Genomic DNA, 19,454 nt, shown 5'->3' on the forward strand with positions numbered 1-19,454 from the left:
GTGCCTGTTGGCCGCCGGTCATCTTCACGTGAAGACGTCGGTTGCAACCTTTTGCGAGCGCGCCGCATCCATAGGGGGTCAACGCGTTCTCACCATGGGGAAAACACATGCGCTACCTGATCCTTGCCTCGCTGTTGCTGCTGCCGGCCGTGGCTCTCGCCAATGACGAGCCGTGCAAGTTCCATGCGGATCGCAATCTCGATCTGGACTTGAATGGCGTGCGCTCGGTGCGTTTTGCCGTCAGCGCCTACGACCTGCACCTTTCCGGTGGCGGTCCTGCTGGCAAAGGCACGGTGCGCGGCAAGGCCTGCGCATCGGAGCAGGAAGCCCTCGACGATCTCGTCGTGACCCAGGAGCGCGATGGCGACACGCTGGTGGTCGAGATGAAGAACAGGCGCAATGGCGGCTGGTCGGGATTTGGCAGCCACTACAACAGCCTCAAGGTCGAGGCCACGGTGCCCTCGAACATCCCGGTCAAGGTCAACGTCGGCTCGGGCGATGCGATGGTTCGCAATGTGGCGTCGCTCGACGGCGCAGTGGGTTCAGGTGACCTCGAAGCACGCGAGATCAAGGGCCCCGTGAGCATGACCGTGGGCTCGGGCGACGTGAAGCTGGAGCAGGTGGGCGCGGTCACCGTCGAAACGATCGGTTCGGGCGATTTCATCGCAAAGCGCGTGGACGGCGGTGTGCGCATCGGCACGGTCGGCTCGGGCGACGCCAAGATCAGCGGCGTCAGCGGCGATATCGAGGTGGCGACCGTCGGTTCCGGCGATGTCGACGTGGACGAGGTGCACGGCAATCTTACCGTGCGCACGGTCGGTAGCGGCAGCGTCAGCCATCGGAGCGTGACCGGCAAGGTCGACGTGCCCCGCGAGAAGGACTGACGTTTCGTCCATCATGATCGCCGGCCTTCCGGCGTTCGTGACGGCCGCGTGAGAGCGATCCGAGTCGAAAGGTTCGCTCCGATACTTCCGCTATCATCCCGCCACTCGTGGTGGGATGTTATCGATGACGTGGTTGCCTGAATCGTTGCGCGCGCTGCGCCGCGACATGCTCTTTATCACGCTGCTCGTCGCAGCGATCGTGTTCGCCGTCGTCATGCCGTCGCGGCTGCCGGATTGGCCGGGGCTGGTCGATTGGCCGACCATTGCGGCGCTGACTGGCCTTCTCATACTGACGCGTGCCGTGGATTCGAGCGGCGCCCTGGAAGTGGCCGGGCGCTGGCTCATCGATCGCATGTCGACGCGCCGTGTCGCCGCCCTTGGACTCGTTGCCGCGACGGCCGTGCTGTCGATGTTGCTGACGAACGACGTGGCTTTGTTCGTGATGGTGCCGCTTGCCCTGACCATGTGTCGCATCGCGCGCATGCCGGCCACGCGGCTGGTCGTCTTCCAGGCGCTGGCGGTCAACGCCGGCTCGATGCTGACGCCCATCGGCAACCCGCAGAATCTTTTCCTGTGGCAGCAGTGGAACAACGGCTTCGGCGGCTTCGTCTGGGCCATGCTGCCGCTTGCCGGTATCGCCCTGATCCTGTTGCTGGCACTGACGGCGCTGGCATTTCCTGCGGAACCGCTCGAAGTGCATGGCCGTGGCGACGAAAGCGTCGATCGCACGATGCTGCTGGTCGCTGCGTTGCTCTATGTACCGTTCATCGTGCTGGCGGATCTGCGCTACGTCGGCTGGGCGCTGCTCGGCGTGATGGTGGTGTTCGTCGCCTTCCGCCGTCGCGTGGTCGCGAGCATCGACTGGGGTCTGTTGCTGACCTTCGTGCTGATGTTCATCGACCTGCGCCTGCTCGCGGGCTTGTCGGCGGTAAAGAGCTTCGTGGCCGGGCTCGGGCTCGACCACGCGACGCATCTCTACGTCACCGGTGCCCTCGCGTCGCAGATTGTGAGCAACGTGCCGGCGGCAATCCTTTTGGCGGAGTACTCACAAGACTGGCGTACGCTCGCCTATGGCGTGAACGTCGGCGGTTTCGGTTTCGTGCTGGGTTCGCTGGCGAACCTGATCGCGCTGCGATTGCTGGGCGAAAAAAAGGCGTGGGCCACGTTCCATCTGTGGTCCACGCCGTTCTTCGTGGCGGTCGCGTTGTTGGGCTGGCTGTTGCTCTGAGCGTCAGGCCTTGCGCGTGCCTTGCGCGCCGGTGTTGCTGTTGCCCCGGTCGAACGCCTTGATGAAGTCGCGCACATCGGGATAGACCACGTCGCGCCAGCGACGGCCGCTGAAGATGCCGTAATGGCCGGCACCTTCCACGGTGATGTGCTTGCGACGCTTCTTCGCGATGCCCTTGCACAGGCCATGGGCCGCTTCGGTCTGGCCGAGGCCGGAGATGTCGTCGAGTTCGCCTTCGATGGTGAGCAGCGCGGTGTCCTTGATCTTCGCCGGCTGGACGAGTTCGCCATGGACTTCCCACGTGCCCTTGGGCAGGCGGTGTTCCTGGAACACGGTCTCGATGGTGTCGAGGTAATACTCGGCCGGCATGTCGAGCACCGCGTTGTATTCATCGTAGAACTTGCGATGCGCTTCGGCGTCGTCGAGATCGCCCTTGCGCAGGTTCTCGTAGAAATCCCAATGCGACATGACGTGCCGGCTCGGGTTCATGGCGAGGAAACCCGCGTGCTGGAGAAAGCCCGGATAGACGTCGCGGCCGGCGCCCGGATACTGATAGGGCACCTTGTGGATCAGCTGATTGCGGAACCACGACAGCGGCCGCGTGGTGGCGAGGTTGTCCACGCTGGTGGGGCTCTTGCGCGTGTCGATCGGGCCACCCATGAGGGTGAGCGTGGCCGGGGTGGCCTCGCCACGTGCGGCCATCAGCGAGACCGCCGCCAGCACCGGCACGGTGGGCTGGCACACCGACACGACGTGCGCGCGATGCACGCCCACGTGGCGAATGAATTCCTCGATGTACGAGACGTAATCGGCGAGCGAGAACGAGCCCTGGTCGAGCGGCACCATGCGCGCGTCGACCCAGTCGGTGATGTACACCTTGTGATCGCGCAGCAGTGTGCGCACGGTGTCGCGCAGCAGCGTGGAATGGTGGCCGGACAACGGCGCCACGACCAGCACCGCGGGATCGTGCTTCATGCGGTCGACCGTGGCCTGGTCGTCGGAGAAGCGCTTGAACCGCTTCAGTGTGCAGAACGGCTTCGCCATCGACACCTGTTCGACGATGGCGACGTCGTGCCCGTGCGCGTGCACGCTATGGATGTCGAACTCGGGCTTCTCGTACGCCTTGCCCAGGCGGTACATCAGTTCGCACCCGGCGGCGGCGCGTTCCGCGCCCGGCACACGGGCGAAGGGGCTGGCGATGTCGCCAAACATCTTCGCGCCTGCCTCGGCCCAGTAGGAAAGCGGGCTGAGCATCGAGCGTTGCCATTCGTGCATGAGGTAGAGCATGCAGGTCGCGTCCGGGGCTTGGGGAATGGCGCATCATAACCAGTTGCGCCGCGCCATGTGTAAAGCCCCTGTTTTTACTCGATTTAAGCGACCGCCTTGCGGCAGACCAGCAGGACTTCGTCCACGCCGGGGCCGGGCTCGAAGCCCGGCGTGAAGGCCAGCGGCTTCTGGAAACGCACGCCCAGGGGCATGAACACGCGGTTGTACCACCACATGGCGCGGGCACGCTGATGGGTCAGGTACCACTGGCCCAGATCCAGCAACTTCGAGGACTTCGGCTGCATGCCGTACACCGCGCTGCGTTCGATCGCAAAGCCGTGGCGGGCCAGCAGATCCCGGATCGTCTCGGGCTCATAGCGGCGGTAATGCCCCACGAAATCGTCGAAAGCGGTCCAGGCGGACGGGTGCAGGGGGACCGAAAGCAGCAGCCGTGCGCCGGGCTCGGCCACGCGGGCCAGTTCGCCCAGCGCGCCCTCGTCGTCCACAACGTGTTCGAGAATGTCGAAGGCGCAGACGAAATCGAAGCTCGCGTCACGGAACGGCAGCGCGCCGATCATCGCGTTGGCGACGCGTGCGCCATGCCGGCCGAGTTCGCGCAGCGCCGGGCGGCTGAGGTCCACGAACTGCGTGTCGGCCAGAGGCAGGCGAGGCCGCAGGCCCGGCGCCACTTCCAGCCGGCGCGACGTCTCCGCGGCGAGTTCGGCTACCAGCGGCCAAGTGTTGAAGCGCTCGGGCGCGAACAGCTTCGCTTCCGCCCACAAGGCATCGTAAAAGCGCTTGTTGCTGCCGATCAGGTCGGCGTCGGTCCGCGGGGGCGGTCCCGAGGTGAACGATGCGGTGGTCATGCGATACCTCGGGAAAGCGGTAAAGGAACTAGCGCAGTCGCGCCAGTTCGCGCAGCAGCGGCAGGCGACGCACACGGACGGCCGTGGCGCGGAAGACGGCGTTGGCGAGTGCCGGCGCTGCCGAGGGAACGGCAATCACGCTGGCGCCCGACGGATCGGCCGTGGACGGCACGATCACCGTCTCGATCTCGTACGGCATGGGCTGGGTCGCTGCGATCGGGTAGTCGCGGAAGCCGGTCTGCTGGACCCGGCCGTCCTTCACGGTGATCGCAAGATTGAGCGCGGTCGACAGCGCATCCATCGTGGCGCCCTGCAGCTGCGCCTCCAGGCCCATCGGATTGATGACGCGGCCCACGTCCGCCACGCAGACGACGCGGTGGATATCGATGCCGTCTGCGGTCGGGGAGACCTCGATGGCATGCGCGACATAGGCGCCGAACACGTAGGCACAGGCGATGCCCAGGCCGTTCTCGCTGCGCAGCCAGCGGCTCCAGTCGAGCTTGTCGGCCGCGAGCCGGAGCACATTGGCGAGGCGCCCGGTATCGAGCGGGCCGCCGCGTGCGCCATACGGCAGCTGGCGCGGATCGCCCAGCAGCGCGAGGCGGAAGTCGAGCGGATTGGCCTTCACTGCATGCGCCAGCTCGTCGATGAAGCTCTCGCTGGCGAAGGTCGGCGTGACGTGCGGCGAGCCGCGCCATTCACCTCGCGCCAGGGTGGAGTCCAGCGCATACCAGTCGCTGCGGAAGTTGGGCACCAGGCCGGCCGGCAGAGCGTCCGCCACCAGCTCGGACTGCCACAGGCGGTTGTCCGGCGTGCCGCGACCGGCCAGCGCCGATGGGCTTGCCATGCGCTGATGCCAGCCGACGATGGCCTTCCTTCGATCGAGCGACGCGTTGAGCCGGTGGACGGCCAGCGGTCGGTAGTAGTCGCGTGCGAGGTCGTCGTCGCGGGTCCAGAGCACTTTGACCGGACGATTGCGGATCTCGTCGGGCTTCTTGGCCAGCGCGATCGCCATGGCCTCGGCGATGTAGTCCTGCTCCAGCCGTCGACCGAAACCGCCGCCGCCGCGCGGCACCTGGATGTCGATCTGGTCCGGCCGGAAACCGGTCATCCGCTGGACCACGGTGTAGACCTGACGCGGCGATTGCGTGGCGGCGATCACCGTCACGCTGGTGTCGGGATCCAGGCGAACGACGCAGTTGGGCGTCTCGGCGGTGGCGTGCGCCACCCACGGCTGGAAATAGGTGGCTTCCAGCGCCCGTGCGGCTTTCTTGCGGGCGCTGGTGATGTCGCCATCGGCACGCACCGTGATGGGCGTCGCGGTGTCGTCGTCGAACAGTTCGAGCGCTTTCTGTTCCAGGGCGGAGGCGGCGGGCTCCACGGTACTGCCGGCCTTCCAGCGCGCGTCGAGCGCGGTTCGTCCTGCCAGGGCCGACCAGGTGTCGCGTGCGAGCACCACCAGAGCCGGCGCCTGTGCGGCCATGCCGGCCGGTTGACCCTGCTCAGGCGTGAGATCGATGACGGCGTACACGCCGTCGACCTTCATCGCGGCATCGCGCTCGGCGGTATCGAGCGATCCACCCGGATACGGGCAACGTGCAAGCACGGCGATCACCGGGTCGCCGATGGTCTCGTCGAAGGCGTAGCGCAGCGCGCCGGTCACGACCGCGCGTGCATCCACGTCGCCCGCGGGCTGGCCGATGAGGTGATAGCGATCGGGCGATTTGAGCGGGGGCGGAGCCGAAGGCGCATCGATGCTTGCCGCAGCGGACGCGAGATCGGCGTACGAGATGCGCCGCCCATCGGCGGCCACGGCCATGCCGCTTTCGCCACGCAGTTGTTCGGCAGGCACGCCGAGACGTCGTGCGGCGGCCTGCAGGAGCAGCCAGCGGCCCAGGGCGCCTGCCTGGCGCAGATCGGCCCAGGCGGCCGGGATGCTCGTGGCATCGCCGCTGCGCTGGCGGCCATAGGTGAATTTCGGTTCGCCGTTGCCGGCGGTGACGCCAAGACCCAGCGGCTCGACGACGACGCGCGTCCAGTCGGCATCCAGTTCCTCGGCGATGATCCGCGCCAGCGAGGTGGACGTGCCTTCGCCGTTGTCGGGATCGCGCACGCCGATGAAGATGCGGCCATCGGCGTCGATGCGCAGGTACGGGCCGACCTGGGCCCACGCGTCGCCGAGCAGGCCAAGCGGTGGGGGGCGGTCAACCGCGTCGGCCGTGCCGATGCCGATGACCAGGGCGCCCGCCGTACCGGCGGCGTACTTGAGGAAGCGGCGGCGGGAGAGTCGTACCTCGCCGCTCATGCCTTGCCGTCCTTCATGGCGGCGGCCGCGCGCTTGATGGCCTTGCGGATGCGGCCGTAGCTGCCGCAGCGGCAAAGGTTGCCGATCTTGTCGATATCGGCGTCGGACGGGTTCTTCTGCCGGGAGAGCAGGTCCACGGCCGCCATGATCTGACCGGGCTGGCAGAAGCCGCACATGATGGCGTCCTCGTCGATCCATGCCTGCTGCACCGGATGCAGCTTGCCGTCGTCACCCGCGAGCCCTTCCACGGTGGTGACGCGGCGGCCGGACATCTTTTCCATCTTGGTCTTGCACGACGCCACGGCCTTACCGTCGACGATCACCGTGCAGAAACCGCAATCGCCCTGGTCGCAACCGTACTTGGCGCCGGTGAGGCGAAGCACGTCGCGCAGGTACCACAGCAACGGCATCGTTTTATCGCCCGTGTGCCGGTAGCGCTCCCCGTTGACGATGAGGTCGATGCCTTCGCGTACCGGCTTGGGCGCCGGCTGGCTCGCGTCCTGCTTGGCAGGAACGGGTACGGGAGACGTCGGGCCTTGCTGTGCCATCTGGGTTCCACTTCCTGGGCTGAACCGGGCCATTGTGGCATCGGTGCTCCCGTTCAGCGAGCCACTTTACTGAACAGGCGTCGCCACACGGCGTACACAGGAAGCCCGGCAAACACCACCAGACACACGACACCGGCGCTGAGCGGCTTCTCCCATGCGTAGGCGACCACCACCGCGACGATGACTGCCAGGAAGGTCAGCGGCAGCAGCGGGTACGCCGGCGTGACGAAGGCCGGGCGGCCCGGCACGTGGCGGCGATACCAGAACAGCGTGGCGATGGTGACGGCGTACGCCGCCCAGTCGCCGAAGGTGGCGAAGTCCAGCAATTGGCCGTAGTTGGCCGCGAGCACGAGCACGATCGCCCACAGCGCCAACGCCACTAGTGCGATGTTGGGCGTGCGGTAGCGCGGGTGCAGCTTCGCCACGCTGGCGAAGAACAGCCCATCCTGGCCCATCACCTGGAGGACGCGTGCACCGGCCACGAGCGTGATGTTGCAGAAGCCCAGGGTCGAGATCGCGATGCCGATCGCGATGATCTTGGCGCCGGTCTCGCCGAAGACACGGCTCATCACGTCCGCGGCCGGCGCATGGCTGCTGGCGAGCCCGGCATGGCCGAGCACCGCCAGGTAGGCATAGTTGGTGAGGACGTAGGCGGCGATGACCACGAGCATGCCGAGGACCAGCGCTCGTGGCAGGGTGCGCTGCGGGTCGCGCACTTCCCCCGCCAGGTTATTGAGGTAGCTGAAGCCGGAAAAGGCGAACAGCACCGGGAGCAACGCCCCTGCGAGGCTGCCGCTTGTGGCGATCGGGGTCGGCTCCAGTGCTTGGGTCGTGCCCGCACCGGCAAAGGCGAGCCCGGTGACGACGAGGATCGCGATGGCGGCGAGCTTCAGGATCGCGAAGACGTTCTGCACCTGCGCACCGAAGCGGATGCCGAAGAGATTGAGCCCGGTGACGAACACCAGTGCCCCTACTGCCAGCGGCTTTACCAGTGACGGCGACAGGCCGAACACCGACGTGGCGTAGCTTCCAAAGATCGTCGCCACCGCCGCGCTGCTGCCGCTGTAGATCACCAGCAGCATCGTCCAGCCGAACAGAAAGCCCGCGAGCCGCCCGAAGGCCTCGCGCAGGTAGACGTAGCTGCCACCCGCCTCGGGTCGGCGCGCCCCGAGTTCGGCGTAGCAGAGGCAGCCGATGAGGGTCAGCAAGCCACCGCCGACCCAGAGCCCGAGCAGGACCCATCCCGAATCGGTGCGCTGCGCGACGATGCCGGGGTTGAGAAAGATGCCTCCGCCGATGATGCCGCCGATGACGATGAGCGCGGCGTCCATGAGGGTGAGGCGGCGGGCGTAGCCGGGGTTGTCCATGGGGGCGCCGGTGATGAACGAAGTGCGGAGGATCGCTTGGGAGATGAGAGATGGGAAGTGGGGGCGTCAATTCCGTCGATGGCAGATGGAGCGATAGGCCTCACGCGACCGTCGATGCACCCCGGGCCACACGCTTCCGGACCGCGGCGTGCAGGCGCCCCCGCTTCCCATCTCCCGCCTCCCGTCGTTTGCGTTTTCAGCCTTGCAGCGCAACACTTCGACGGATTTGCCGGCATACGTCGGCACCGCCTTCCCCAGCAGCCCAAAGAGTCCCGTGAGCGAATACGCAAACGCGCCGTTGCCCGTCAACGCGCCCTGGATCGTCATGAAGTTCGGCGGCACCTCCGTGGCCACCGCCGCACGTTGGCGCAACATCCTTGAGCTGGCCGCCAGCCGCCGCGCCGAAGGCGCGCGCGTGCTGATCGTGGTCTCGGCCCTGTCCGGTATCACCGACGGCCTGAAACAGCTTTGCACGCACGCGGATTCGAAACGCCGCTCGGACGCGGCCTCCGCACTGGCCGATCGCCATCACGCACTCCTCGCGGAGATGTCGCTGGCCTTGCCGGAGACCCTGGGTGCGCGCCTCGCCGATCTCGCCCAACTGGCCGAGACCGGCGCCGCGGAGCTGGGCGAGCTGGCCTGGCAGGCTCGCGTGCAGGCCCATGGCGAACTGATGTCCAGCGCGCTCGGCGCGGCATTCCTCACCGCCAGCGGTCTCACGACCACATGGCTGGACGCCCGAGAGTGCCTGCATTCGGTGGCCTTGCCGAACCAGAACGAGCGCACGCGCCTGCTCTCGGCGATGGTGGAACCGCATCACGACGCGGCGCTTACCGCCGCACTCGCGGAACGCGGCGAGGTGTTCATCACGCAGGGTTTCATCGCGCAGGACGAGAGCGGTCGCACGGTGCTGCTCGGTCGCGGCGGATCGGATACGTCGGCGGCGTACTTCGGTGCACTGCTCGGCGCGGCGCGGGTGGAGATATGGACCGACGTGGCGGGCATGTTCAGCGCCAACCCTCGTCAGGTGGCCGGTGCGCGACTGCTCCAGCGCCTTGATTACGAAGAAGCTCAGGAAATCGCTTCCACGGGTGCCAAGGTGTTGCATCCGCGTTGCCTGTCGCCGCTGCGCGAGCCGCGCGTCCCGCTGCTCATCAAGGACACCAATCGACCGGAGCTGGACGGCACGTCGATCGGCCCGGAAGTGCGCGAACATGCGCCGAGCATCAAGGCGATCAGCGCGCGCAAGGGCATCACGCTCGTGTCCATGGAATCGGTGGGCATGTGGCAGCAGGTGGGCTTCCTCGCTGACGTGTTCGACGCGTTCAAGCGCCATGGCCTTTCGGTGGACCTCATCGGTTCGGCGGAAACCAACGTGACGGTCTCGCTGGATCCCACGGAGAACCTGCTCGACTCCGACGCGATCGCTGCGCTCGCCGCCGATCTCGCGCGCGTGTGCCGGGTGAAGGTGATTGCGCCGTGTGCGGCGATCACGCTGGTGGGGCGTGGCATGCGTTCCATGCTGCACAAGCTCTCCGGCGTGCTGGCGGAATTCGGCCAGTTGCGCGTGCATCTGATCTCGCAGTCGTCGAACAACCTCAACCTGACCTTCGTGGTCGATGAAGATGTGGTCGACGACATGCTGCCTCGTCTGCATGAGCTGCTGATCGGCGCCGGTGCGTTGCGCACCGACGACAGCATGGTGTTCGGACCGTCGTGGCAATCGCTCTATGGTTCCGGCGAGCAGGCCGCGCACGCTGCCGCATGGTGGCAGGGCGAGCGCGACACGCTGCTGCGTCTGGCGCATGAACGCACGCCGCGCTACGTCTATCACCTGCCCACCGTGCGCGCGCAGGCGCGCCGCGTGAAGTCGTTGAAAGCGGTTGATCGCGTTCACTATGCGGTGAAGGCGAACACGCATCCCGGCATCCTCAAGGTGCTCGCGGAGGAAGGCTTTGCCTTCGAGTGCGTGTCGCCCGGCGAGCTGGCGACCGTTGCGGCGGCAGTGCCGACGGACGTGCCGTTGCTGTTCACGCCGAATTTCGCCTCGCGCCGCGATTTCGAGGCGGCGCTGCAGACGCGTGCCACGATCACCATCGATGCCCTGCATCCGATCGAGCATTGGGGCGACATGTTCACCGGTCGCGACATCGTGCTGCGCGTGGATCTCGGCCGCGGTCTCGGTCACCACGACAAGGTCAAGACCGGCGGCACCGGCAGCAAGTTCGGCGTGCCGGTCGAACACGTGGATCGCTTCCTGCGTCTGGCGGACGCGGCCGGTGCGCGGGTCATTGGACTGCATGCGCATCTGGGCTCCGGCATTCTCGATGCAGCGCATTGGGGCGAGGTGTATGCCCAGCTCGCCGCACTGGCCGAGCGCATCGGCACGATTTCCGTTCTGAACATCGGCGGTGGTCTCGGCGTGCCGTCGCATCCGGGCGAGACCGCGCTGGACATGGCAGCGCTCGATCGCGTACTGACCTCCGTGCGTCAGGCGTACCCGCAATTCCAGCTCTGGATGGAGCCAGGTCGTTATCTCGTCGCCGACGCGGGCGTGCTGCTCGCGAAGGTCACGCAGGAAAAGGAGAAGGGTGCGAACGTGCGCTACCTCGGTCTCGACACGGGCATGAACAGCCTCATCCGTCCTGCGCTGTACGACGCCTGGCATGAAATTGCCAACCTCACTCGTCTCGATGAGCCGGCCACCACGATGTACCAGGTGGTGGGGCCCATCTGCGAGTCGGGGGACATCCTCGGTTCCGACAGGCGCCTGCCCGAATCGAAAGAAGATGACGTGGTGCTGGTCGCCCAGGGTGGCGCCTATGGCGCCGTGATGGCGTCGCATTACAACCTGCGCGACGCCGCCGACGAGGTACTGCTGCCGTGACATCCGTTTCGATCGATCCGCGCCAGGGTCGCGCGTTCCGTTTCGTGCGCCACACCTACGCCGATGGCGTGGCTTCGCTGGTCTACGCCTTCGACGACGGCGAAGCGCTTGTCGAGCGCGTGACCTTCCCCGGTGCACCTGCTGTGCCGGCGGGACGCGAGGCCGCGTTTGCGGCGGCCCTGCGTCTGCTGCACCTGGTCGCCGGCGTCAGCTACTACAAGGCAGGCATCCCGCCGTCGATCGTGGTGGAAGGCGAGCCGCTGGATGAGGAAAGTGCATCGCTCGCCGATGCGCTGTATCTGCACGGTCTGGCCGAGTTCGCGTATCGCAACGGTCTCGATCTGCGCGGTCGCATTCGCTTTCCGTTCTCGGCCAAGCGACCGTCCCCCGCGCCCGCGATCGGACTGCCGCCGCGCTCGTTGCTGCCGATCGGCGGCGGCAAGGATTCCGTGGTGGCGGTCGAAGCGATCAAGTCGATCGGTGCGGATGCGACGGCCACCTGGGTGGGCAACTCGCCGTTGATCGCGGAGTGCGCCTCGCGTACCGGGCTGTCGACACTCAACATTTCCCGCGAACTGGCGCCCGGCCTGTTCGAACTGAATCGGCTCGGCGCATGGAACGGGCATATCCCCGTCACCGCGATCAACTCGGCGATTCTTGCCGTCGCGGCGATCCTCTACGGATACGACTCCATCGTGTTCGCCAATGAGCGATCGGCGTCGGTCGCCACGCTGGAATACGAAGGGCAGCAGGTGAATCACCAGTGGAGCAAGGGCTTCGGTTTCGAAAAGACCTTGCACGATTACCTGCACTCGCACGTCGCGGCCGATCTCGATTACTGCTCGCTGCTGCGGCCGTGGTCCGAACTTGCCGTGACCAGCGCGTTCGCGCGTCTCGGCGGCGATTACTTCACGGTGTTCTCGAGCTGCAACCGCAACTTCCGCATCCTTGGGCCCAAGCCCGCGGACCGCTGGTGCGGCCAATGCCCGAAGTGCCATTTCGTGTTCCTGGCGCTGGCGCCGTTCATGGCGAAGCCGCGTCTGCTGTCGATCTTCGGGCGCAATCTGCTCGACGACGATGCGCTGGCCGGCGCCTTCGATGCGCTGCTGGAATACAAGGATCACAAACCCTTCGAATGCGTGGGTGAGGGTGCCGAAGCACGTGCCGCCATGGCAGCGCTTGCCGAGCGCCCCGAGTGGCGCGAAGACGCGCTCGTGGCGCGTTTCCGTCGCGAGATCCGGCCGCAACTGGATGACGCTGATCTCGCGCTGGAGCCCTGGCTCATGCCGGGGGCGTCGCACCTCGTGCCGGAGCGGCTGCGCGGAGCGTTGGATGCACTGGGCTGAGCTCGACGGGCGACGCGTCGCCGTCTGGGGCTTCGGCCGGGAAGGGCGCGCAGCGCTCGATGCGCTCGCTCGTCATCTTCCCGGTCAGCCCGTCGCGCTGTATTGCGCGGCGGGCGAAGCCGAGGCCGCGACGGCTGCCTATCCCTCGATCAGTGTGCATGGTGTCGCACCCGACGCGGACACGCTGGCGAGCTACGACGTCGTCATCAAGTCGCCGGGCATTTCCGCGTACAAGCCCGAGTTAATGGCTGCTGCGGAACGCGGTACGCGATCCACCTCGGGCACCGCCTTGTGGTTCGCTGCGCATGCGGGCGCACGCACGATCGCCGTCACCGGCACGAAGGGCAAAAGCACAACGTCTGCGCTCATCGCGCACCTGGCACGGTCGCTGGGGGTACGCACGGCGCTCGCGGGCAACATCGGTCTGCCGCTGTTGGAACTCGACGGCACCGTCGCCGACCTGTGGGTGATCGAGCTGTCGAGCTTCCAGACGGGGGAGGCGTCCGGCGTGGATCTCGGCGTGGTCACCAGCCTCTACGAGGAGCACCTCGACTGGCATGGTTCGCGCGAGCGCTACGTCGACGACAAGCTGAAGCTGCTGTCGGCATCGAGCAAGGTTCTGGTGAATGCGATGCAGCCTGCCTTGCTGGCGCGCGCCGTCGATCATCCGGGGCTGCACACCTTCGGCGACATCGCAGGCTGGCACGTCGCCGGCGGGTGGATCGTCCGTGGCGCACAACGTGTGATCGAGGCGTCACGCGTCTCTGCGCCCGGCCTGCACAACGCGATCAACGCCTGCGCCGCGCTTGCCGCGCTGGAGATCATGGGCTACGACGCCATCGCCGCCGCGCCTGCCGTCGCCACCTTTGCGCCGCTACCGCATCGCCTGCAGCCGCTGGGCGAACGCGACGGTCTCGCTTGGATCAACGACTCCATCAGCACGACGCCGTTGGCGAGCCTTGCGGCACTGGAAAGCGTTGGCACAAAGCGCACGGCGTTGATCGTCGGCGGGCATGACCGCGGTCTCGACTGGTCGCCCTTTGTCGATGCGATGCGCGTGCATGCGCCCGACGCGATCATTTGCCAGGGGGCCAACGGACCGCGCATCGCCGACGCACTGGAAAACGCTGGCATCGAGGGCGTGTACCGCGCCATCGATATGCCGGCCGCCGTCGCGGCCGCGCGCGTCGCACTGAACGGCAACGGCTGCGTGTTGCTCTCCCCAGGTGCCCCCAGCTTCGACCAATTCCACGACTACGCCGACCGCGGCAGACGCTTCGCGGAACTCGCGGGATTCGAAGCGAGCACGGCAAGCATCCAGGGATTGGGTGTCGGTTGATTTTCTTCGGCTCCCACAGGTGTTCTGCGCTCTCGTAGGAGCCGCCATGGCGGCGAGGGGAAGCTTGCCTTGAGGTTGGTCGATGCTGGGGCTGGGCGATGTGTGTTTCGGCTTCCCCGCTTCGTTGGCTTCTCGCCGCTATAGCGGCTCCCACATGACGGGGAGTCAGCTCTCGACTGCGGCCAGCAGCGTGCCCACGACGGCGGCGAGCGCGGCATACAGTTCCGGCGGCACGTCGTCGCGTAGGCGAACGGCGGCGAGCAGGGCGGCGATCTGCGGATCGAGTTGCGGTGCCAGCCCGAGGGCCTGGGCGCGTTCCAGCATGGCCTTCACGCCGTCCGCATCGATGCGTTGACTGTTGCCGTTGCTGCTGGGCGACGCGAGCCGCAGCGTGACGCTGCGCCGGGGCGACGGGAGTGACGGGTTCATGCGCGGGCTTCCAGCAGGACCGCGCTGTAGGCGCTGGTGGGTACCGGCAGGCCGTGCATGCAGGCAAAGTTGTCGAGGATCAGGCCACTCTTCTCAAGAAGGCGACGCAGCGAGACGAATTCGTTTTCCAGCCGACCCACGGTTTCCCCGTGTTGCGCCCACAGGCGTACCGATACGCGAGGCACGCGCAGTTGGATTTCGCCTTGCACGGCGCCGAGGGCCGGCGGATCGATGGCGAAGCCCACGGTCCACGGGCCTTCGGCCTCGCCGGGCGCGGCTTTGCCTTCTTCGATGCGAAGCTGGAGCACGTCGTAGCCACGAACGCCCGCCAGCGGGATTTCGATCATCCACAGACCGGCCTGCGGTTGGGATTCGAGCTGCCCAATTTCGACGCGTGCAAGTGCGGCACGCGTGTCGGTACGAAGCTGGCCGACGAGGCCGTCTACGTCTTCTTCCGTCACGGCCATTTCCGCCGCCCGCGATTGGGCGACCAGGGGACGCTGTGCGAGCGGTGGCGGCGTGTCACTGGTGGGGCGCGGCATGGTGTTGTTGCCAGGCCGTGCTGCGGGAAGTTCGGCCAGCGTGCGGCGCAGGGCGAGCAGGGCGGCCTTGAAGTCGTCGGAGGCCGGCGCCTCCTGCTTGCGCTCGGCGAGATGCGCTTCGAGGAAGGCGCCGCTCTTGGCGATGGCTTCCTTCATGCCGGATGGCGAACTCACGTCTGCAGGCTTGTTGATCGCGGCTTCCAGCGTCGCCAGCGCCGCGCGCAACGGCGCCGGAAGCACCCGGGCGATCGGCCGGCGACCGAGAGCGGCGAGCACGCCGAGCAAAGGCGCGTAGCCGTTCTGCTGCGGCAGGCGTTCGCGCAGGCCCTGCATCGCCACCCGTTCGTCGGCATTGCCGAGGACGACCTCGAGTTGCGGCTGCGGCCCCTGGGTAAGCACCCGAACCTGGAACTGCGGGGGCAACTGGGTGCCGGCCGCGTCGGCTTCCACCGTCATGCCGCCGATTTCCAGCAGCAGCTTGCCGATATCGTTCTGGCCCATCACCCGCGCCGACAACAGGGCGCCGACCCGCCAGCTGTCCACCGCGGCTGTGGTACCCGCGGCCGCGCCGGCCCACAACTGGGCAGCGAGACTGGTCGGCTGGATGATCAAGGAGATGTCCTCCGAGGCCCTGCGGGCCCCGAATGGGCACGCTCCTGTAACACAGGGAATCGGCGGGAACTTGCGAAACTTTAGGGGGTGAGTCGGCCCTTTGGGGCTGTCAGTCGCCGCCTGCGGCGGCTGCGAACCGTAAGCTGCGCGCCCGCGGATGACCAACTTACGGTTCACAGGCCGCGTAGCGGCCGACTTACAGGCCCAAAGGGCCGACTCACGCCGCTAGAATAGCGGCATGACCCAGCTTCCCTTCGAACTCCTCGCCACCGATGGCGCGGCCCGGCGCGGCCGTCTCCGTTTCGGCCGTGGCACGGTAGAAACCCCCGCTTTCATGCCCGTGGGCACCTATGGCTCCGTGAAGGCGATGACTCCGCGCGACGTCCTTGAGACCGGCGCGGAGATCATCCTCGGCAATACCTTCCACCTGTTCCTTCGCCCCGGCCTCGACATCGTCGGCGAGTTCGGTGGCCTGCACCGCTTTATCGGCTGGGACAAGCCGATCCTTACCGATTCGGGCGGGTTCCAGGTGTTCTCGCTGGCGCACAAGCGGAAGATCACCGAGGAAGGGGTGACCTTCGCCTCGCCCGTGGACGGATCAAAGGTGTTCCTGTCCCCGGAGGAGTCGATGCGGATCCAGAAGGTGCTGGATTCCGACATCGCCATGATCTTCGACGAGTGCACGCCGTATCCGGCGACGGACAAGGTCGCTTCGGATTCCATGGAGCTCAGCCTGCGCTGGGCCGAGCGTTCGCGCCGCGCGTTCGACGACCTGCGCAACCCCAATGCGCTGTTCGGCATCGTCCAGGGCAGCACCTTCGAGCACCTGCGCCGACGCTCCGCCGAGCGCCTGATCGATATCGGCTTCGACGGCTACGCCGTGGGCGGACTGGCGGTGGGCGAGCCGGAAGCCGAGCGCAACCATACGCTGGACTTCACCCTGCCGATGCTGCCGAAGGACCGTCCGCGCTACCTGATGGGCGTGGGGCGGCCGGAGGACATCGTGGAAGCGGTGCGCCGCGGCATCGACATGTTCGACTGCGTCATGCCCACCCGCAACGCCCGCAACGGCTTCCTGTTCACGGCCGAGGGCACCCTGCGCATCCGCAACGCGAAGTTCGCGGCGGATACCCGGGTGATCGAGGAGGGCTGCGACTGCTACGCCTGTGCCAACGGCTTCTCCCGCGCCTACCTGCGCCACCTGGACCGCTGCAACGAGATTCTCGGCAGCCAGCTCGCCACGATGCACAACCTGCGTCACTACCAGCGGCTGATGGCGGGTCTGCGCGGGGCGATCGAGGCGGGCGGCCTCGAGGATTTCGTCGCCGCTTTCTATGCGGCACGGCGCAAGGCCGAGGTCGACGGCTGAGACCCTCTTGCGGGCGTCGGTCGGCGCCCCAACGCCTTGTCGGGCCCGGGAGGGCTGCGGCCTGCGCCGTCGGCGCGCGGTACATAAGCAGCGGGGTGCGTGGCATAATCCACGATCTTTTTCCGTGAATGGCCGCTTTTCCCAGGCTGTTCCATGACTTGCGAGAAATCCGATGAGCCTTCCGACGTTCGCCGCCATTGCCCAGGCCACCGCTCCCGCCGCTGGCGCCGCTCCGCAGGGAGCCCTCGGCCTTTCGCCGCTGATCATGATGGCGGTGCTTTTCGGCATCTTCTATTTCATGATGATCCGCCCGCAGATGAAGCGGCAGAAGGAGCATCGCGCCCTGCTGTCCGCGCTCGCCAAGGGCGACGAGGTGGTCATGGGTGGCGGCCTGGCCGGTCGCATCGAGGACGTGGGCGAAGCCTTCGTCCGCGTGGAAATCGCCCCGGGCACGGTCGTGCAGGTGCAGAAGGGTTCGATCACCCAGGTGCTGCCCAAGGGCAGCCTGAAGAAGTCCTGAGACTTCTTCTTTCAACAGGCGTCAGCCGCGGCCGGCGCACGGCCGCTTTCATGGAATGCAAGGCATGAGTGATTTTCCACGCTGGAAGTACGCGCTGGTCGTGATCGTGTTGCTGTTCGGCATCGTGTACGCGTTGCCGAATGTCTTCCCGCCGCAGCCCGCGGTGCAGATCTCGGGTAACCGTGGCGCCCTGGTCGACGCGTCGCTGAAGAGCAAGGTCGAAGGTATGCTGGTCACCGCGAAGGTGCCGGCGTCGTCGATCGAGATCGATCCGAAGGGCACCCGCCTGCTGGCGCGCTTCGGCAGCGTCGATGCGCAGGCGAAGGCGTCCGACGTCCTCCGGTCGGGCCTCGGCGACACCTATACGGTGGCGCTGAACCTGGCCTCGACGGTGCCGTCGTGGCTGCGTGCGATCAACGCCAACTCGATGCCGCTGGGCCTCGATCTTCAGGGCGGCGTGCATTTCCTCATGGAAGTGGACCAGAACGCGGTGATCGACGCCCAGGAGACACGCTACGCCGACGACATCCGTGCGCTGCTGCGCGACAAGAACGTGTCGTACGACGCGGTCAATCGCAATGCCCGCGGGCAGGGCGTGAGCGTGGTGCTCCGTTCGGAGGCCGACCGCCAGCAGGCGGCTACGCTCATCGGTACGGACTATCCGGATCTGGCCGTGACCGACGGCGCGAACACCGGCAATCGTTTCATCCTCAATGCCACGGTCAAGCCGGCCAAGCTGCGCGAACTGGCGCAGAGCACGATCAGCCAGAACGTGACCACGCTGCGCCAGCGCGTGAACGCGCTGGGCGTGTCCGAGCCGCTGATCCAGCAGCAGGGCGCCAACCAGATCATCGTCGAGCTGGCCGGCGTGCAGGACACGGCGGAAGCGAAGAAGATCATCGGCGCTACCGCCACGCTGGAATACCGTGCAGGCCTGTACACGCCGCAGCAGGCGGTGGATGCCGCCCGCTCGGGCAGCGTGCCACCCGATGCCAAGCTCTACTACGGTCGCGACGGTCGTCCGTACCTGCTGAGCAAGAAGGTGATCGCCAAGGGTGATGAGCTGACCAGCGCCGTCTCGGGTCGCGACCAGCAGAACGGCACGCCCAACGTCAGCGTCACGCTCAACAGCGCCGGCGCGCGCAAGATGCAGGAGTTCACCAACGACAACGTCGGCAAGCCGATGGCGGTGCTCTACATCACTCGCACCATCGAAACCAAGATGGTCGACGGCAAGGAAGTGAAGACGCCGAAGATCACCGAAGAGGTGATCAACTACGCCAACATCAGCTCGCCGTTCGGCAAGCAGTTCTCGACCAACGGCCTGCCCAGCGATGCGGAAGCGTCGGAACTGGCGCTGCTGCTGCGTGGTGGCTCCCTCGCCGCCCCCGTCGACATCGTCGGCGAGAGCGTGATCGGTCCCAGCCTCGGCGCCGACAACATCGACAAGGGCTTCAAGGCAGTGATGCTCGGCCTCGGGCTGGTGCTGCTGGCTGCCGCGATCTACTACAAGCTGTTCGGCCTCGTGGCGGACGTTGCGCTGTTCTTCAACCTCGTGCTGCTGGTGGCGGTGATGTCGATGATCGGCGTGACCCTCACCATGCCGGGCATCGCCGGTATCGTGCTGACGCTGGGTATGGCGATCGACGCCAACGTGCTGATCTGCGAACGCATCCGCGAGGAGCTGCGCAACGGCTCGTCGCCGCTGGCCGCCATCCGCACGGGTTACGACAAGGCGTGGGCGACCATTCTCGACGCGAACGTGACCCACCTGCTCGCCGCGCTCGGTCTCATGACCATGGGCTCGGGCCCGATCAAGGGCTTCGGCGTCACGCTGTTCATCGGTATCCTCACCTCGATGTTCACCTCGGTGACGGTGACCCATGCCATCACGGCGCTGATCCACGGCGGCCGCAAGCTCAAGACCCTGTCGGTCTGACGGGAGG

General features: G+C 66.8%; 15 protein-coding genes. 8 read left to right on the forward strand and 7 right to left on the reverse strand.

Annotated elements, in window-relative coordinates; translation table 11 throughout:
- Positions 1 to 107 precede the first annotated feature (107 nt).
- Positions 108 to 884, forward strand: a complete 777-nt coding sequence (locus IM816_RS03440; protein ID WP_250339809.1) for a DUF4097 family beta strand repeat-containing protein — start codon at positions 108 to 110, stop codon at positions 882 to 884.
- A 124-nt stretch (positions 885 to 1,008) separates the two neighbouring features.
- Positions 1,009 to 2,112 carry an SLC13 family permease gene (locus tag IM816_RS03445; protein WP_250339810.1) on the forward strand — a complete coding sequence of 368 codons (1,104 nt, stop codon included), beginning with the start codon at positions 1,009 to 1,011 and terminating at the stop codon, positions 2,110 to 2,112.
- 3 nt (positions 2,113 to 2,115) lie between these two features.
- Here the strand turns inward: IM816_RS03445 and IM816_RS03450 are convergent, their stop codons facing one another.
- From IM816_RS03450 to IM816_RS03470, 5 genes are all read right to left on the reverse strand, one after another.
- On the reverse strand, positions 2,116 to 3,399 hold the full coding sequence (locus tag IM816_RS03450) for a polyhydroxyalkanoate depolymerase (protein ID WP_072322715.1): 1,284 nt from the start codon (positions 3,397 to 3,399) through the stop codon (positions 2,116 to 2,118).
- Positions 3,400 to 3,482: 83 nt separating this feature from the next.
- Positions 3,483 to 4,244 carry a class I SAM-dependent methyltransferase gene (locus tag IM816_RS03455; protein ID WP_250339811.1) on the reverse strand — a complete coding sequence of 254 codons (762 nt, stop codon included), beginning with the start codon at positions 4,242 to 4,244 and terminating at the stop codon, positions 3,483 to 3,485.
- 28 nt (positions 4,245 to 4,272) lie between these two features.
- Entirely contained in the window at positions 4,273 to 6,549 is a 2,277-nt protein-coding gene (locus IM816_RS03460; protein ID WP_250339812.1) for a xanthine dehydrogenase family protein molybdopterin-binding subunit, read from the reverse strand.
- Complete coding sequence (locus IM816_RS03465; protein ID WP_072322718.1) at positions 6,546 to 7,097, reverse strand: (2Fe-2S)-binding protein; 552 nt, start codon at positions 7,095 to 7,097, stop codon at positions 6,546 to 6,548. The genes IM816_RS03460 and IM816_RS03465 overlap by 4 nt, the downstream gene beginning before the upstream one ends.
- A 53-nt stretch (positions 7,098 to 7,150) precedes the next feature.
- Positions 7,151 to 8,464 (reverse strand): APC family permease, encoded by a 1,314-nt coding sequence (locus tag IM816_RS03470; protein ID WP_250339813.1) that lies wholly within the window; start codon positions 8,462 to 8,464, stop codon positions 7,151 to 7,153.
- Positions 8,465 to 8,789: 325 nt separating this feature from the next.
- Between IM816_RS03470 and IM816_RS03475 the strand changes: the two genes are divergently transcribed.
- The 3 genes from IM816_RS03475 to murD are packed head-to-tail and all read left to right on the forward strand — an operon-like array spanning position 8,790 to position 14,036.
- Entirely contained in the window at positions 8,790 to 11,351 is a 2,562-nt protein-coding gene (locus IM816_RS03475; RefSeq protein ID WP_250340691.1) for a bifunctional aspartate kinase/diaminopimelate decarboxylase, read from the forward strand.
- Complete coding sequence (murL, locus tag IM816_RS03480; RefSeq protein ID WP_250339814.1) at positions 11,348 to 12,697, forward strand: UDP-N-acetyl-alpha-D-muramoyl-L-alanyl-L-glutamate epimerase; 1,350 nt, start codon at positions 11,348 to 11,350, stop codon at positions 12,695 to 12,697. The genes IM816_RS03475 and murL overlap by 4 nt, the downstream gene beginning before the upstream one ends.
- Positions 12,684 to 14,036: a UDP-N-acetylmuramoyl-L-alanine--D-glutamate ligase gene (gene murD / locus IM816_RS03485; RefSeq protein ID WP_250339815.1), complete on the forward strand. Its 1,353-nt coding sequence runs from the start codon at positions 12,684 to 12,686 to the stop codon at positions 14,034 to 14,036. The genes murL and murD overlap by 14 nt, the downstream gene beginning before the upstream one ends.
- Positions 14,037 to 14,201: 165 nt before the next feature.
- Here the strand turns inward: murD and IM816_RS03490 are convergent, their stop codons facing one another.
- On the reverse strand, positions 14,202 to 14,465 hold the full coding sequence (locus tag IM816_RS03490; protein ID WP_250339816.1) for a flagellar biosynthesis protein: 264 nt from the start codon (positions 14,463 to 14,465) through the stop codon (positions 14,202 to 14,204).
- Positions 14,462 to 15,619, reverse strand: a complete 1,158-nt coding sequence (fliK, locus tag IM816_RS03495) for a flagellar hook-length control protein FliK (protein WP_250339817.1) — start codon at positions 15,617 to 15,619, stop codon at positions 14,462 to 14,464. Before fliK ends, IM816_RS03490 begins: the two co-directional genes overlap by 4 nt.
- A 238-nt stretch (positions 15,620 to 15,857) precedes the next feature.
- Here fliK and tgt point away from each other — a divergent pair, with 238 nt between their 5' ends.
- The 3 genes from tgt to secD all read left to right on the forward strand — a co-directional run bounded on the left by tgt (position 15,858) and on the right by secD (position 19,447).
- Positions 15,858 to 16,988: a tRNA guanosine(34) transglycosylase Tgt gene (gene tgt, locus IM816_RS03500; protein ID WP_072322725.1), complete on the forward strand. Its 1,131-nt coding sequence runs from the start codon at positions 15,858 to 15,860 to the stop codon at positions 16,986 to 16,988.
- 172 nt (positions 16,989 to 17,160) lie between these two features.
- Positions 17,161 to 17,508 (forward strand): preprotein translocase subunit YajC, encoded by a 348-nt coding sequence (gene yajC, locus IM816_RS03505; RefSeq protein ID WP_072322726.1) that lies wholly within the window; start codon positions 17,161 to 17,163, stop codon positions 17,506 to 17,508.
- Between the two features lie 64 nt (positions 17,509 to 17,572).
- The gene (gene secD, locus IM816_RS03510) at positions 17,573 to 19,447 is read left to right on the forward strand and encodes a protein translocase subunit SecD (RefSeq protein WP_250339818.1); all 1,875 of its coding nucleotides are present in this window, start codon (positions 17,573 to 17,575) and stop codon (positions 19,445 to 19,447) included.
- Positions 19,448 to 19,454: the final 7 nt, after the last annotated feature.

It is taken from the genome of Luteibacter flocculans, assembly GCF_023612255.1.
GTDB lineage: Bacteria > Pseudomonadota > Gammaproteobacteria > Xanthomonadales > Rhodanobacteraceae > Luteibacter > Luteibacter flocculans.